This is a genomic window from Bradyrhizobium sp. WSM2254 (assembly GCF_000472645.1).
GTDB classification, from domain to species: Bacteria; Pseudomonadota; Alphaproteobacteria; order Rhizobiales; family Xanthobacteraceae; genus Bradyrhizobium; species Bradyrhizobium niftali.
This window is the reverse complement of sequence record NZ_AXAB01000039.1, coordinates 38,223-53,280: the sequence shown is the minus strand read 5'-3', so window position 1 is coordinate 53,280 and position 15,058 is coordinate 38,223. Positions and strand designations below refer to the sequence as shown.

Below are 15,058 nucleotides of genomic sequence, written 5' to 3'. Positions count from 1 at the left end.
ATACAACGCCATCAGATCGTCGCGATCCTTGTCCAAGCAATCAATGGCGCGCGCATACTTGGCACCGCATTTCGACGGCCCGCGACAGCCCGGATCGGCGCCATCGAGATTCTTGCAGGGCTTTCTTCATGCCGCTCTGCACGGAGCTCGGAACCTGCCCCGCGAATGGCGCTGAAGATCATTGATCAGGTAATCCATGCGTTCGGCGCCGCCTCCGATGAGGCCGGGCTTGCCCGTGACTATGCGTCCACGCGCACTATGCGCCTGGCAGATGGTCCCGAAGAAGTCCACTGCCGCGCTATTGCCAGACTGAACTTCACAATCGGTCCGGTGAAGTAGAGCGGAAAGCGGCCACATTAGGCTCCCCGCGAAGGCGGTCTTGGCGGAATGCGCTCTCCATTTAACCTAACCCTGAACTCGCGGCTCCCATTCTCCCTGTGCTTTAGGAACGATGTCAGGCTATAGATGCCATCGTCATTCGGCAGAGGTCGGTGATGCTATACACTGGCAACTTCGCAATCCGGCGAATCGCCGGAGCGACAATCGGAAACGCCGCGCATTCGAACAAGATGGTTGCGATCTCCGGATGTGCGGAACGGAGACGCGCGATGCAGGCGGCTACATCTGTCTCAATCGCTGCGACATCAAGCGGTGGCGCCGGACGCTTCAGCTCGTCATGCCAGAACTTGCCCCCTTCGATGCCACCGATCACGATCCTTGCCCGCTCGGCACGATCCTCGATCCCGAGCAAATCTTCGCTACAACACGTCGAGTCATAGGTCAGGACCGCGATCTTGGCGCGTGGTGGCAGCTGACGGAGCAGGGCCGGTAATAGAAGCAGGCTCGACATTATCACGGGCACGCTTACCGATGTCGCCACCGCCGGTTGATGCCGGATAGAGAAGCCACAGGTCGAGCTTATCGCGACGGCGCCCCGTTCGACCAGCCGCCGGGCGGCCGCAATAAATGCCGGCTCAAGCGCCGGATCGCCACGGACGACGTTCTCTACCCAAGCTCCCGCGACAGTTTCCGAGATGATCGGAAAGTCGAACGTCGCCGAACTCAGTATTGAGCCAGGGGCTGGGGTCGGCGGCGTGGCCCCAGGCGGAAGTCCGCGTTCGAGGTGTAGGATACCGAGAGAGCGTGGGGGCATGTGCAAGGTCATGGATCAACCATAGCGCCGATTGGGGCGGAATTCTTCGAAGAGGCTAGCTAATCTAGCCGAAATTCTGCGTCTTATAGGGAGAACCAAAGTTCGATGATTAAGTCTGTTCTTGCGGAGCCGGGCGAAGACCACCCCAGAACCTTCAAGCAGCCAAGATCGATCTGAGACACTCTCTCGGTTTTCAATACAGGCGCATTCAGACGCAGCTGGCCCAAGCTGATCAAGAACCACTACTCGAGCATTTTGCGCGTTGACAAGCTTCGTTGGCAGACGTTCAACGGTCGCGTCCGCTCGCGACCGACGCCGTTGACGCCGACCGCGATGATGACCGCGACTGAGACAATGCGCCCGTTCTGGCGAACCTTCACGTAGGTGGCGTCGATCCATAGATAGGGCCAAGCGCCTTCGAGCGGCCACTGCAGTCCTCAATCTTGTCGTCAATCTCGGCGCACAACCGCGACACCTGGCTCTTGGAGATGCCGCTCATGCGCATGGCCTGCACCAGATCGTCGAGACGCCTTGGACGTAGGCTTCCTGCACCACTGCCGTGAGCGCCTTCTCGGCCATCCACCGCGGCTCCAGGGAGCCGGGGAAGTAGGAGCGTTTGCGCTGCTTGGGGATGCGTAGCTCGAACGTGCCGGCACGGGTCTCCCAGTTCCGATCGCGATATCGGTTGCGTTGCGCCAGGTGCTCCTGGCTCTTTTCGCCGTAAGTCGCTCCCGTCAGTCCCTCGCCCTCGCTCCATCAGCCGGTGGGCGGCGAAACCGATCATCTCGCGCGACAGATCGGTATCAGGGACTTTTCCACGAGCGCGCAGGTTCGTCATGTCGTCGTTCATCGATGGCTCCTCGGAACGGGTTGGTGTCGCAACCCGAACATTGCCGACGAATCATCGGTGACCACTGCGAAGCCGCTCGCTCGCTGCGGCGCTATTGATGGCTCGTTTCGCGAGCAACTTCGCTCAACCAGCTACACCACCATCTGGTAGGACGTCATGTGAACCCATGATTGCTTGTGGGGGGCAAGTCCGATCGGCCAAAGACGCAGCGGACAAGCCGGAACCGAGTCTTGCGGGCCTCGCTGCAACGCGAGTCTGGAGTGTAAACGGAGCCATGCGGGGCGCGGGAATGAGCTTCGAAAGGCAGATGTTCGCGGTGGCCGAGTGCGTTCCACGAAGGCAGTAGGGGCGTCATCGATAGCGAGATGATGCCGCTCCGTCGGGGTCGATGGCCGGATCACGCAAGGAATGTAATCATCGGAACACAAGAGGCCCGATTGGTCTCCAGCGGGGGCGGCGGCAAGGCACTGCCGGAGCTACCGTCAGAGTTGAAGTGTCGAATGCCATCCGGAACTGCCCATTTGCGTCATGATGAACTGCCCCACCCTCGGTTCATGATGTCGGTTGAAGGTTGGCTCCGCCGCTGACAGGACGGAGGGAGGCGGAGCCGACCGGAGGGCCGTCAGCGGCGGGCGGCTTATTGAGGCCGCTCTTTCGCTTCGCGCGAACCCATTCGGCAACGCTGCGGTTCGACGTAATTAGCGTGGCGCCGGTTTCGTAACGGCGGCTGACCAGCTGGAAGAACAGATGCGCCGCGTCGGACTCCAGCGGCAGGTAGCCGAGTTCGTCGATGATCAGCAGCTTTGGCTCCGTCAGCGCGAGCAGTTTCTCGTTCAGGCGCCGCTCGCCACGCCTTGGCCAGGCCAGCGCTGGGGTCGATGGGGCGACGGTGGCGAAGTACGAAGAGAGGGGGGAGGATAATCTTCGTGGCGAATGCGTCCACACCGGTCGCTACCGGCCACAACCGGGTGCGGCGGCGGTTCGGCGAGGTTACCCTCGTCAAGTCTGCTGGATACGCCGATTGAAGGAACACACACGAGCGCCGATGTTAACTTTGGTGTCCAGTGCAAAACCGACAACTACCACCACGCGAAAAAGCTGCGCATCGCGTCGTTACGTGCAGAATTTCCGAACGGACGCCCCTCAAATCAGAGAACTTCGCCTTCTAAGATCGCTAATATTTGCCCAAACAATGAAGAAAAGATCGGTAGACCGGAGCGGCGGCTCGCAGAAATCTCCACGAGCAACTCTGACAGTGTGGCGAATCTTCGGGGGGGTGCAGAGCTGCACCAAGGGGGCGAATTGGATGAGGTGCGCAGCTTGGCATTACGTGAGAGGCGATCTTGCGTCCACGCGGCGTGATGCCGCGGCATTTCTCGACAATCTCGACGTCATCGACCGTCTCATAGGCCGGCAGGTCTGGGCCACATCGTGGACAAATATCGGAGAGGCTCATTGTCGTGTCGCTGACCTTCGCGTTGGCGGAGGCGCGTTTGATGAGGCGACAGAAGCCTGGCTTAGCGCACTGACTGCCTTTGAAGTCGCCAGGCGACTTGATGAAGACCCCCAACAGCGTGACCAAGTTTCCACGAAATTCGAGGCGGCCATTCAGAGGCTCGGATCTATGGGACTGAGACTCGAGCGCGTACAAATTGCGGACGGTGATCAGGAATTTCAGGCCTACTTTGTGTCCGCCGCCGGGCCAGAATTACGTGTTCCCTCCGTCATTTGTATCAGCAATGAAGAAGAACTCGGAACGACGCTACTTAGAAGAGTTTTGCCCGTTGTGACGGACCGGGGGATGTCGATTCTCGTTGTCTCTCACGACGACGTCTCGAATCACTGGCGCGGCCAAGCAGAAACATTGTTATCTTGCTGCTTGGACTATCTGTCAGGTCGGCCGGACGTCGATCCCATTCGAATTGGTGTTTATGGAGACGGATTGTCGGCGGTTCTAGCCACGGACTTCGCCGTGTCTGATAAGCGCATCGCTGCGGCAGTCTGCGACGGCGGGCTTTGGAATTGGGCCAGGACCCTGGCATCTGTCCGCTGGATGACCGGGACTGCAGACCTCGTAGACGAGGATCTAGCGTCCGTCCGTCGTTCGCGATTGGTGCGGCAGTTGAGATGCCCGGTCCTTGTGCTCGTCGGTGGATGTGGGGCGGTCAGCGCGTCAGAGGCGGTCAAACTACAGGCTGACTGCAGGAAGGCGCATGTAGATCTCGAATTGGTCACGCTGCGGACGAGTTGGTCTTCCTCAAAGCGAATCGAGAATTTCGTGACTTCGGACGATTGCGTCTTTGGCTGGCTGGAGCGAAAGCTCAAGCACGGTTCGGGCAGCCCATTGTCAAGGTATTGGCCCATTCCCTCCGTCCAACCGACGACCTACGGCAATCGAGAAGGGGCGTGCGGATAAGGCCCGGCATCGAGGGGGGGTAGGCTACAGAACGCCTATACTCAGCTTTTGAGAGGCCAATCGGCTATTTTTGGCAATCGAGGCCAGTCGTTTATTGAGGTAATCAAACGATGCTTCGTCGAGCCCGGCGAACATTGTCGAGTTAAGGGCTTCTCTCTTATTTGACAGGTTCATGATTTCCGCCTCTGCCCTTTGGGTAAGAGACATCTGCAGGAATCTTGCATCGTCGGGGGATGTCACGCGAGATAAAAACCCCATTTCCTCGAGCTTTTTCGTTTGATTCGTCACGAAGGCAGGGTGGATTCGCAGCTTATTTGCGACCGTTACCCCAGCCACCCCACGACCTTGGTCGAGCTCGTCGATAGCCATCAGGATCAACCATTGGGGTTCGCTTAGCCCCATCATCTCCCCCCAACTTTTGTGTATTTCCTCGAGTTGAGCGTGGATTTCGACGATGTTCCAGATGAAGTCCCTAACGGCTCTATCCAGTTGATCTTTTCCGCCCATTTGATCTTCCCGCCAAATCTCCGCACGCCCCGACAGGCGCGCCGCGCATCATTAGCGGGAATGCGCGTGGACGTCTCGACACGAATTGACGAGGCATGGCAGTCATGCGAGAAATTAATTGACTTTTATAAGCAACTTGATATCTCTTTCCCCAGACCGAAGGGCCTCTTCTGCCCGCGGTCATGTTGAAATCTCCAAGTTGAACCTCCGGGATGCCCCCTGGGGGTTCTTTGGTGTTTATTTAGCACTGTAATGCGGTTCTGTTGCCGAATAGCAACGAGATCCAATGAACAACTACTGCTCCAAATTAATTAATTGAAGCAATTGATATCGAGAACTATACGGGAAGGGACGGAGAGGGGGCGCCTCGAAGTCGTTCCGTCAACACCCGCCCAATGGGGTGAGGCTCGTCGCGGCGGATCTGATGGAAACGATATTCAATCTGGAGGTTTTTCCATGAAACTAACAAAGAGTCTCATCCTCGGTTCTGCGGCAATGTTCGTAGGTGCCGGGGCGCAGGCAGCCGATCTGCCGATGAAGGCGAAGGCGATCGAATATGTGAAGATCTGCTCGCTGTATGGTGCGGGGTTCTACTACATCCCGGGCACCGACACCTGCCTCAAGCTGAGTGGTTACGTCCGCGCTGAAACGCTGATGGGTAGCAACTCCATCTTCAACACGGCCAACAACGGTATTGGCGCCGCCCACAACCGCCTCAGCAACTATTACACCAGCAGATCGCGTGCAGATCTCGCCATGGATACGCGCACGGCGACCGAGTATGGCGTCGTTCGCACCTATGCCGACCTGGCCTTTACGTGGACCGCAGGTGGCTACGCGGGCGCCGGCACAAGTGCCGTGAATGGCTCGACGTCCTACAATGGAAATGCGGTGGGCACGAGTGGCTCCGGCTCGATCACGGGTGGTTCGCTCGGCATCTACTACGCATTCATTCAGTTCGCCGGTTTCACGATCGGCAGGGCGCAGTCGCAGTTCTCCTCTCCCTGGACAAACTATCCGGGCAACAACTTCGACGGCCTGCCGGGCGGCGCGGGTTGGGACGCGGTGAACCAGTTCGCCTACACCGCTGACTTCGGCCAAGGCATCACGTTCAGCGTCTCGGCCGAGGACCAGGTCGTCCGATATACGACCAACATCTGGAACGTGAGCGGCGCGACGGCGGCGGGTCTCGCCACCGGAGCGTACGGTGCTGGCGACATCGGCGCTGTGCGAACGCCGGATTTGGTCGCCGCGCTTCGTGTCGACCAGGCTTGGGGCCTCGTCCAGGCTTCGGTCGCGGCGCATGACAACCATACTGGCTACTATGGCGTCGATGAAACTACCGGTCATCCCGCCGACAAGTGGGGCTGGGCGGGTCAGCTTGCACTGTCGGTCAAGAATATCCCGACCGGTGCGGGTGACACGATCAATATCCAGGGTGTCTACACAAACGGTGCAAGCGGATACAACTTCCAGCCGTACACGTCGTATACCTACGCGATGTATGGTGGTACGGGCCTGCCCGGCGCTTATCAGAGCATCGGTTTGGCTGGCGTTTCCGATTCCGTGTTCGTTGCCGGCTCTGGCCAGGAGTTGACCACGACCTACGGCTTCAACGGCGCCTACACTCACAACTGGAATCCGCAGTGGAATACCGCCGTCTACGGTGCGTGGGCTGCTGTGCGATACAACAATACGGCGAAGGGCTACATCTGCGGCGCGTTCACCGCAACGCTCGCGCTATCGAGCGGCGTTGCTGGCTGCAACCCCGACTTCAACTACGGGGTCGTCGGTGTGATTACGCGCTGGACACCGGTCAAGAACCTGACCTTCTCGGCTGATCTCGCATACTCGATGCTCGACCAGAAGTATGCCAGCGGAAGCACCGTGACCTTGCCGGTGCAGGCCGGTATCGCCAAGCCGGGCGCTACGTATCAGCTAAAGGACCAGAACAGTCTCGTGCTGCTGCTGCGCGCTCAGCGTAGCTGGTAAGTCTTCTGTCCAACTAGCTGAAGGAGAAAACAGAACGGCTCTATAAATCTAGGTTTAACCTCCAAGAAGGCCTCCGGCATGCCCGCCGGGGGCCTTTTTCAAAACTTAGCCACTTAAACGTAGCCCAACTCTCGACAAATTTAAATCGATGAGCTCTCGTGGCTTGCTCGGTCAGGACGTTGACGAAGTAAAGCTTCGCGTTTTGCTGCTTGCGCGCAGAATTACTGCTCTGCGAAGGGCGATATCGCCTAATGCAAATCCCCAGCGGCCAGTACTAATTGTTCGAAATGAACTTTGCAGCTTTGGGCGCTTGGGGATAGTCAAGCTTCCAGTAATGGGGATAGTCAAGCCTCCAGTAAGAGGAGAGGGCGGGATGATTTCCGCGCGAGCGCTTTTTGCTGGAGCTGGCGCGGCTGCACACAGAGCTATCCCGTCCAGAGCGCGCCGGCGCAAGCATCCGCAGGGCCGAGCGACGAAGTCCTTGGAACAAAAGAGAACGAATTCGGACCGACAGATCACGCAATGGGTGGTGGAAGCGCCGCTCGTGGACAGCCGCGAGAATCAATCGAGGAAAGCCAGGTCTCTCCAGTGTAAAGCCAGGTCTCTCCAGTGTGCAGGCCGCTCCGAGGAAGCGAAGGTTTTGGCCCAATGTTGACTGGAGGCGTCAAGCTTTGAGCGGTGACAAGCGACACCAGCTTCCCCAAAAGGGGGCGCGACCGACACGATCTTCGAGAGCCGATACAAGGCGGCGCGCTCGCCTCAAAGTCGAACTTTTGTTGACCTCAAATAGCAAAACACAAATGGAGCTAAGACAATGACCATCAGCAAAGGACCGCAGGTGTTCCCGCGCACGGAGTACCTGCGAAGGCTTGCCGCGGTGAAGTCAGAAATGGTCAAGCGGGAGATCGAAGCGCTCGTCGTTACCTTCGACCGAAGTATTAATTATCTAACGGGGTACACTGCACGATCCGCGTATGTCCCGCAAGCGCTTGTGATTTCGGTTCACGAAGAAGAGCCGACGTTCATCCTGCGTCTTATGGACGTGCCAGCTGCTATTCATCTGACGTTTCTGGAGCGGAACAGAATCATTGGCTATCCCGAAGCGTTGATTGGCAACCCAGAAAAAGATGGTTACGACGCTGTCATCGATTTCCTCCAGGAAGCCAACTTTGCGACCCGCGGGATCGGACTTGAACTGGGGCAGTTGCCAGCGCGAGCGGCGAACAACTTCCAGGCGCGACTGCCGAGCGCTAGGATCGTGGATTGCACGCATGTCGTCACGTGGATCCGAACTATCAAGTCCGATCTTGAGATAACTCTGATGAGAGAGGCAGCTGCTATCGCCGATGCGGGTATGATGCGTGCGGCGGACGTAATACGACCCGGCGTGCATGAAGCTGACGCGATCGCTGAGATCCTGTCGACCTTGGCGCGCGGCGCCAATGGAAAGCACGGAACGGGAATCGCGAATATCTTCATGTGCTCCTCACCACGCGCCGGAACAAGCCACATTACCTGGAGCGACGACGTCTTTCGCCAGGGCTCACAGATCAATCTCGAACTTGGCGGCGTGCGTCATACCTATACAGCGGCAGTCATGCGGACCTTTTCGATTGGCAAGCCCTCCGACCGGCTGCGCCGCCTGCATGAGGCCGAGGTAGCTGGCCTGGAAGCCGCGCTAGACAAAGTCCGACCAGGGGCAACCTGCAACGATGTCGCTCAAGCGTTCAACCGGACAATCGAGAAGCTGGGTTTTCAGAAAGAATCGCGGTGCGGCTATGGCATAGGCATCGATTGGAACGAAGCGGTCACGAGCCTCAAGGAAGGAGACATGACCGTTCTGAAGCCCAACATGACTTTCCATCTGATGCTAGGCAACTGGCTGGACGAGGATTTCGGCTATGTTCTCAGCGAGACATTCCGCGTCACGGACTCGGGAGCTGACGTATTGACTCGGGTGCCGCGTCAAATTTTCGAAATTTAACTCGACTGCGGGCTCTTCCGATCAGGAGCCTGCCGCGCCGAAGTTGGCAACGTCCCTCGGGAGGTTGCCATTACGCTCGCTGGATGCTTGCACCGCTCACAGCTCCTCCTTGACGGCGGCCGCTCTGCTTCTGCTTCTGCTTCGGCGCACTCGCGAGATCCGTTGACGATTCTTTCCGGTCCGCCTCCGGTTTATGGGGAGGGGGCCTCGGTCGATCCATTTTCGCCTTCTGTCGATCACCCCGTCGGGATGGTTGCGGCCTGTGCTTCGACGTGGTTTTCGCGCTGAGAAGCTGATCATACCAAGCTCATGCGCCGAGCTGGCCGCCTCGACTACTGATCGTCCTAGCCTATCATGGCTGGTCGCATCAAGTTAGGGCGAACCGGGGCAATGATCGAGCGTTCCTGTCCTTCCTGAAGAATTTCGGCATCTTCGCCCCAATTTTCGCAGCTATTCCGCTATAATCTTCGTTTAGATTCTTTCTCTGGAGCGGAGAAAAGAGATGGGAGCGGCGATGCGAGTTTCGTCGACGGCGCAAATCAATCGTGATCAGCTAAAATCGGTGCAAGGTCAAATCGCCTTTGCTCGACGCTCGCCGGGCGAGAAAGCTCCAGCTATCGTCGTGCCGGGCTCCGATGGGCCCCTGGTGAGCTATGACGTCACCATACGCGACGCGCGTCCGATTGTGGACGAACTTTCTCTCGACAGAGAAGGCTTTACCCTCGTTCAGCACAAGATCTCCTGTGCGATCGAGCGTGATCCGGAGGTCATGCGCGATAGGTATCTCGAAGAAATGGTACCGTTCATCAAGGACTACTTCAAAGCCTCGTGGGTCGTACCCAAGCAAGAAGCGGTTATCATCCGCTCTGCTGAGGGGAATTCTGTTCCGCCGGCAGATAAGGGAGCCGGTCTAGTCAGGCCCTATGTGGCCGGCTTTGCTCATATTGATTATGCGCCGATCGCCGGCCCGATGATGGCCGCGCGGGAGGACCAACTCCAGGGCATTCCGATCCGGGCTTATTCTCGATTGATGATCATTCAAGCTTGGCATGCTCTCTCGGAGCCTCCGCAGGATTTTCCCCTGGCGTTCTGCGATGGCAACTCGGTTCTCGATACGGACTTGGTTGATACCGTTTACGAGAAATACGACGTCAAGCACAAGACATGGCTTGTTCACTACAGTCCAGTTCACCGCTGGTATTACTTCCCGGAGATGACCTCGGAGGAGTTCGCTCTTTTTAAGGGGTACGATTCCGAAGACGATCACAATCCGAGGTCCGCTCATGCGGCGTTCGACAATCGTCGCGCTTATCCAAATGCGAAACCCCGCAGGAGTGTCGAGGCGCGCTTCTTCGTGTACTACGACTGAGACGCTGAGGGCGGTTTCTTATAATTGAGATCACTACGCAAGTTCATAGGCGGGGCTTGCGGCAGTGCGGGTGGAGGGAGACGTTCCTTAGATGAGCACAGTATTGATCACGGGCGCAAATCGGGGCATCGGCCTTGCCCTTGCGCAGCAATACGCGACTGAGGGTGCCGAGGTTTTTGCGTGCTGCCGCGATCCAGCAAAGGCCGACGACCTCAAAGGGCTCGCCGCGTCATCCGGCGGTCGCGTGCGGATCATTCCACTGGACGTAGCTGACGAGTCCTCGATCGCCTCCCTTAAGCGTACCCTGGGCGATCAGCCAATCGACATTCTCATCAATAATGCCGGAATCAGCGGCCTATCGGCCGACCGGATCGAGGCCGTCGGCTACATGACCACGATGCGCGTCAACGCCCTGGCGCCCATGCTGATCGCGCAGACCCTGTACGACAATTTGAGACACAGCACTCAGAAGAAGCTGGTGGCAATCACCAGCATTATGGGCTCGACGAGCAGCGCTGGGGGCGGCAAGTATGCTTATCGGGCCTCGAAGGCGGCGCTCAACAATGGCATGCGTGGCTTGTCGCGCGCCTGGGCTCGAGATGGAATCCTGGTCGCGTTACTAAACCCTGGTTATGTGCAAACAGAGATGGTCAAGGGAGAGGTTGCTTTCATATCGGCTGACGAGTGCGCGCGCGGCCTTATTGCTCGGATCGCGGAGCTCACGCCAGCGACCAGTGGCGTTTTTCAGGACTACCGAGGTGTGGCGATACGCTGGTAAGCGGCCTCACTTCAGCCTAACCGATTGATACGCAAGATCCGTCTCCGCGGGCATGATGTGCAGATGTTCGCCGCAATATCGGCGGTCGAACTGCGGGCCGTGCGCGCGCCCTAGAACGAGATCGCGCGCGCTTCACCGTGAATCAAAAAAACGAAGTTTGCTGCTAAAGCAGAGCCGTCGTTCCTCTCTTGCGATGAAAGCGACGGTGGGAATCCGCCAGATAAGCGTGAAGTAACGCTCACGTCTTGCTCAGCACAAGCGTTCTATAAGACGAACTGGTCGCACTTTACGGCTGAGTGCCAGTCACGATCGAGCGTCATTCATCCAACTCGAGTTGGGAGTAAGTGCATCTCATGAGCCCTTCCTCAGGAGAAATAACCGTTTTTGTCTTTTGTAAGTGTCGCGTCTCACGTTGAATCTACTCGCTCCCGCACCGGCTGTGATCAGCAAGCCTGCGCGTCAGCAGGTGGAAACGCAGAACCAGAAGCGCGGCGCAAACCGCCGTTCCGAGTGACATGCCAATCCAAATGCCAACGGCGCCAAACCCCATTCTCAATCCCAGCACATAGCTGAGCGAAAGACCGATGATCCAATAACCGATTGCGACAAATAGAAGCGGCATCTGCGTATCCCTCAGGCCGCGCAAGCTGCCCAATGCAATTATGTATATTGCGTAGCTAATGAAGAAGGAGGCTCCGACCGAGACGAGATCCGCAGCCTCGGCGCCGGTGGTCGACTTCTCCAAAAATAACATCGTTATCTCTACCCGGGCTTTAACCACCACGACAGTCAACATTATGCTTGCGACGATACCTACAAGCATTGCGATAAGGCCGGCACGCTTTGTTCCTGAGCGATCGTTGCGGCCGACCGCTTGAGCAACGCGCACGGCGGCCGCCATGCTTACGCCGATCGGAATCACCATCAGCGTTCCGTAGACTTGGAACGCGATGTGGTGAGCGGCAAGTGCTGAGGTGCCGATCATGCCCATCAGAATCGTCGCGGCAGAAAAAGCTACGGAGTCCAGAAGAATGCTGATCGAGATCGGCACGCCAGTCACAAATAACTGCCGCATCGAGGGCCAATTGAAGCGCCAGAGATGGCTAAGCAGGTGGTAGTCCCGAAAGGGGCGACACATTGTCGTGAACCATAAGGCGGCCAACAACGTCGCACAGTTTACCAAAGATGTCGCGACACCCGCCCCCAATAGCTCCAGTCGCGGTAGTCCAAGTGTTCCAAAGATCAGCACATAGCCTAGAAATGCGTTAACAGGAATGGCCGCAAGCGTGATCCACAAGATCGGCTCCGGACGATTGAATGCTCCCATGAAACTACGAATCGCTACAAAACAGAGCGCGGGGCCAACGCCCCAGCCTAATCCAAGCAGATACTCTTGGGCCTGTTGCGCGACGACTGGAGCCTGGCCAAGAGCGAGTAGTATTTGCTCGCCACGCAGAGGAAGCATCATAATCGGTACGGACACCAAAAGCGCCGCCCATAGGCCCATACGTAGTGAGGTCCGAGCGATGGCGAGATTATCGGCGCCAAATGCCTCAGCTGCTAATAGTGCGATTGCCGTCATCAGGCCCATGCCAAGCATGAAACCAACGATATAGACTCGACTTGCGAGTCCTGCTGCAGCGACCGCCTCAGGCCCAAGGCGCCCGATAAACGCGAGGTCGGTCACTATCATTGCGATTTGACCGAGTTGCGTGAAAACCATCGTTGTGGCGAGTCGAACGAGTTCGCTTAACTCAGCAGCGAAATGGTGGCGGGCGATCAAACTGAATGGTCGACCTTGCGGAGCCGTAGTCACTCTGGTTTTCATCCTTTTCATCTGTTCGATCTGCGTCGGGGAAAAGTGACTCCTTAGAGTTAATTGGGTATTCCCGGCTTGCGCTCGCGTCTGCGCTCGTTGAGCGAGTTTTCGGCTCTGCATTCGATCCGTCTACCTGCCAAGAAGGATAGTCGCCGAAGCTTGCGATGCGGAGCTCTGAACCTGGAGAGGGCGCATTTGCGGACGTTCTGCTACCTACCCGATCGCTTCGACATCACAGGCATTATTCTTCCGCAAGCTTCAAGCTAAACCCAACATGAAGGAGGTGGGATGGGCGAACCTCATGACCGACATCTCGCAGTTGTTGGTGCCACAAGTGCACACTCACACATGCCTCGATCGCGACAACAGATGAAGGATAGATGCCCGTTTTAGAGCTGAGCTCGAATCTGTGGCCGGAGGTCACACGTCCAGTTGCATCGGTGGAGCGACGTTCGAGACGTGTTTGGTGATACCAAAGTCGACAAGAACTGTTATCGACATGTAACCTCCTTCCAAGTGAGAACCTCCCGATCCTGCCGCGTGGTGGCGAAAGCAAGCTCTCGCAGATCAGTCTTGCGTCCAACGAGTATCGTGTCGACATGCCGATCTGATGGTTGGCGATGTCCGCGTCCAGCGGTCTGCGGCGGCGCCGTGCGCAAGCTCTGCCAGGCCGCCACATCAAGAACGTCGACTGGCGTACCGCAGGTGGTTTCGTTCGTTGATCATGTTTCGGCGTGCGAACTGTTCACATGCGCTGATGTCGTATCTCCGCCTTTATTGAGTCCGCACTAGCCGTCTCGAGTCTTCCGTCGAACCACTACCCCGCGCTCCACGTCCGCCGTTTACTAGCCCGGATGCGGATATGCGCTACCTCCTGTTTGGTGCCGCTAAACAGATCATGGAGTAGATCGGTGGAGACAACCTATCAGCTCTGGTAGTTTGCCGTGGGCTCCTTGAAAGGAGTATAAGTTGCGAATGAATTCACCGTCGTGGACCTCTGACACGCATCGCTAGGCAAAGCGCGATGTTTCGTCGCGCGAGTATTGCGGCAATCGGTTATCGAGCCTGAAGCGATGCTCGGCATCCATCGCAAGTGCGACATAGGACCATTTTTGAATGATGGATGTTTCTTTTGGAAGGACAGCTGCGACGATCTTCACGGCATTCGTGAGATCATGACCGATCTCCGCGATGATCAGAAGATCCGTAAGTCGCCGCAGCTCACCAGTAGATCGCGTGCTGCGGACGAGCAGCAGCGCTGATTCGTCTCACCGAGTTGTGTCCGAGAGCCACGGAGTTGTCGCTGAATATTTGCCGCAGGCCGCGATAACGTCTGTTGCCAGTTCCATAAGAGTGTTGAGAGGGCGATGAAGTGTGCCGCTCCGTGCGGCGAAGTCTCCGCAGGTTGAATGCCTCAGACGGTGTATGATGCCTGGTCTCACTATCGTGGAGTGGCCTTACCGTTCGCACGCTACCGACTGGTAATCGTAGTCCGGCTTCTAATAGTTGTCCAAGGCAGTCGGGTTCAAGACACGGATCGCTATTTTGTAGCACGCGAATTCTTGGAAGCGAGTCAAGACACCAACGCGTGGACGCGCTTGGCACGGCCGTTGCTATGGAGAGGCGGCAACCCGGAGCAAAAAGGCTGCGTGCATTCAGACGTGCAAGATGAGCGGTGCGCTCATTTCCTTGAACCCAAGTGCTCATTTCCGAGAGAGAAACGAGCGCGAGGAATAGCCAAACAACAGTTTCGCGATCGGGTGCGGGAGAGCAACATGCCTTCAGTGAGACAAGCCAACTCTAGCGGAAAATTACGGGTTTCGATAAGTCGAGCCTCTCTCAGAACTTAGCGCCATTGCAAGGGCATTATCCGGATCGTGATCACGATGAACAAGCTAAAAACATGCTCATGGAGAATGGCTTGCGGACGAGGTCGACGAGCTCCGCAAGACAGCTCAAACTCGCCACCTTGTACCGAAATGAGGAGATCAAATGCCGTGGGCACAATTTGTACTGCGCCAAACGACCGACGTGGATGCAATGCTGCCCAAGCTCCGATTTGCGAACGCTCGCAAGATGGGAAAGTGAGCTGCCCCTCCCTTCCCGGACGCTTTGTCATCACGCTTTAAGGTGCTTCGATGCCCAAGTGGCACATTGAACCTTGCGCCATGTACTGGAACAGCACAGATA

9 protein-coding genes and 2 pseudogenes are annotated in these 15,058 nt (G+C 57.3%); 5 read left to right on the top strand and 6 right to left on the bottom strand.

The window, feature by feature from the left end:
* Window positions 1–156 precede the first annotated feature (156 nt).
* A pseudogene (locus tag A3M7_RS47220) lies at window positions 157–339 on the top strand (acyl-CoA dehydrogenase family protein); the annotation flags it as partial.
* A gap of 115 nt (window positions 340–454) precedes the next feature.
* On the opposite strand, the gene A3M7_RS50680 reads toward A3M7_RS47220, so the two are convergent.
* From A3M7_RS50680 to A3M7_RS0126850, 4 genes and pseudogenes are all read right to left on the bottom strand, one after another.
* Window positions 455–1,165: a hypothetical protein gene (locus A3M7_RS50680; RefSeq protein ID WP_027546702.1), complete on the bottom strand. Its 711-nt coding sequence runs from the start codon at window positions 1,163–1,165 to the stop codon at window positions 455–457.
* A gap of 293 nt (window positions 1,166–1,458) precedes the next feature.
* Window positions 1,459–2,003, bottom strand: a pseudogene (locus A3M7_RS44990) (transposase); the annotation flags it as partial.
* Window positions 2,004–2,555: 552 nt separating this feature from the next.
* Window positions 2,556–2,948: an ATP-binding protein gene (locus A3M7_RS44985; RefSeq protein ID WP_049823706.1), complete on the bottom strand. Its 393-nt coding sequence runs from the start codon at window positions 2,946–2,948 to the stop codon at window positions 2,556–2,558.
* Between the two features lie 1,495 nt (window positions 2,949–4,443).
* A complete protein-coding gene (locus tag A3M7_RS0126850) occupies window positions 4,444–4,926 on the bottom strand; it encodes a MarR family winged helix-turn-helix transcriptional regulator (protein WP_027546700.1) in 483 nt (160 codons plus the stop codon).
* 456 nt (window positions 4,927–5,382) lie between these two features.
* On the opposite strand from A3M7_RS0126850, the gene A3M7_RS0126845 reads away from it, so the two are divergent.
* From A3M7_RS0126845 to A3M7_RS0126830, 4 genes are all read left to right on the top strand, one after another.
* Window positions 5,383–6,918 carry a porin gene (locus A3M7_RS0126845; RefSeq protein WP_027546699.1) on the top strand — a complete coding sequence of 512 codons (1,536 nt, stop codon included), beginning with the start codon at window positions 5,383–5,385 and terminating at the stop codon, window positions 6,916–6,918.
* A gap of 814 nt (window positions 6,919–7,732) precedes the next feature.
* Window positions 7,733–8,902, top strand: coding sequence for a Xaa-Pro peptidase family protein (locus A3M7_RS0126840; protein WP_027546698.1), 1,170 nt, complete (start codon window positions 7,733–7,735; stop codon window positions 8,900–8,902).
* Window positions 8,903–9,404: 502 nt separating this feature from the next.
* Window positions 9,405–10,271: a CmcJ/NvfI family oxidoreductase gene (locus A3M7_RS0126835; RefSeq protein ID WP_245284329.1), complete on the top strand. Its 867-nt coding sequence runs from the start codon at window positions 9,405–9,407 to the stop codon at window positions 10,269–10,271.
* A 91-nt stretch (window positions 10,272–10,362) separates the two neighbouring features.
* Window positions 10,363–11,049, top strand: coding sequence for an SDR family oxidoreductase (locus A3M7_RS0126830; protein ID WP_027546696.1), 687 nt, complete (start codon window positions 10,363–10,365; stop codon window positions 11,047–11,049).
* Window positions 11,050–11,467: 418 nt separating this feature from the next.
* On the opposite strand, the gene A3M7_RS0126825 is transcribed toward A3M7_RS0126830, so the two are convergent.
* Together A3M7_RS0126825 and A3M7_RS48885 are read right to left on the bottom strand one after the other, a co-directional pair.
* Window positions 11,468–12,886, bottom strand: a complete 1,419-nt coding sequence (locus A3M7_RS0126825; protein ID WP_245284328.1) for an MATE family efflux transporter — start codon at window positions 12,884–12,886, stop codon at window positions 11,468–11,470.
* 992 nt (window positions 12,887–13,878) lie between these two features.
* Window positions 13,879–14,028 carry a hypothetical protein gene (locus A3M7_RS48885; protein ID WP_156936985.1) on the bottom strand — a complete coding sequence of 50 codons (150 nt, stop codon included), beginning with the start codon at window positions 14,026–14,028 and terminating at the stop codon, window positions 13,879–13,881.
* Window positions 14,029–15,058 lie beyond the last annotated feature (1,030 nt).

Bases quoted from the DNA above. Each gene is read 5' to 3' on its own strand.
- A3M7_RS50680 (WP_027546702.1), bottom strand. From the start codon at position 1,165: ATGACCTTGCACATGCCCCCACGCTCTCTCGGTATCCTACACCTCGAA.
- A3M7_RS0126850 (WP_027546700.1), bottom strand. From the start codon at position 4,926: ATGGGCGGAAAAGATCAACTGGATAGAGCCGTTAGGGACTTCATCTGG.
- A3M7_RS0126845 (WP_027546699.1), top strand. From the start codon at position 5,383: ATGAAACTAACAAAGAGTCTCATCCTCGGTTCTGCGGCAATGTTCGTA.
- A3M7_RS0126840 (WP_027546698.1), top strand. From the start codon at position 7,733: ATGACCATCAGCAAAGGACCGCAGGTGTTCCCGCGCACGGAGTACCTG.
- A3M7_RS0126835 (WP_245284329.1), top strand. From the start codon at position 9,405: ATGGGAGCGGCGATGCGAGTTTCGTCGACGGCGCAAATCAATCGTGAT.
- A3M7_RS0126830 (WP_027546696.1), top strand. From the start codon at position 10,363: ATGAGCACAGTATTGATCACGGGCGCAAATCGGGGCATCGGCCTTGCC.
- A3M7_RS0126825 (WP_245284328.1), bottom strand. From the start codon at position 12,886: ATGAAAAGGATGAAAACCAGAGTGACTACGGCTCCGCAAGGTCGACCA.